Origin of the sequence: Syntrophomonas sp. UBA1041 (assembly GCF_002316705.1) — a bacterium.
GTDB lineage: Bacteria > Bacillota > Syntrophomonadia > Syntrophomonadales > Syntrophomonadaceae > DTU019.
Window position 1 is genome coordinate 1 of record NZ_DCEA01000105.1, and the last position, 639, is coordinate 639.

General features: G+C 54.8%; 1 protein-coding gene. It reads left to right on the forward strand.

The features are described 5' to 3' along the window. Positions 1–184 precede the first annotated feature (184 nt). Positions 185–639: 4Fe-4S dicluster domain-containing protein (locus B2633_RS15050; RefSeq protein ID WP_483171531.1), on the forward strand; the 455-nt coding region annotated here is incomplete at its 3' end.

Consider the following 639-nt stretch of genomic DNA (forward strand, 5'->3'; position numbering starts at 1 on the left):
ATCTGCGTCTTTTTATATCAATCAATAAACAAGAGAATATTGGTGCAATCGGGATATCGCCGCCCATCGGGGCAGGAATCAGACCTCTGGAAGTCGAATTCGTTATAGATAAGGCATCATAAACGTCGTAATATGTAGAACTTGGAAATGGGCGCATGAAGTGCCCGGAAACGGGGGCGATACGATGAAAGAGGTGTTGATTAAACCGGAACGCTGTGTAGGCTGCAAATCATGCGAACTGGCCTGCGCGGTGGCACACAGCCGATCCCGGACCCTGGCCGGGGCTCTGACGGAAAAACCGGCGCCGCGCAAACGCATTTACGCCAGCCAGTGGGAAAGCCGGAAATTTCCTTTGAACTGCCGCCACTGCGAGGAACCCTTATGTGTGCGGGTGTGCCCTACCGGATCCATGTCCAAAGACCGGGATACCGGGGTGGTTTCCCACCAAACCGCGCTCTGCCTGGGCTGTGGCATGTGTGAACTGGCCTGTCCTTTTGGCGTGATTGGCCGTCAGGCCCAGGGGAATATTATTGTGAAGTGTGATCGTTGCCCGGAATTGGAAGTGCCGGCCTGTGTAACAGCCTGCCCCACCCGGGCCTTACTTTTTGCCGAAGCCGGCGAGATCTTGAAATCGAAACG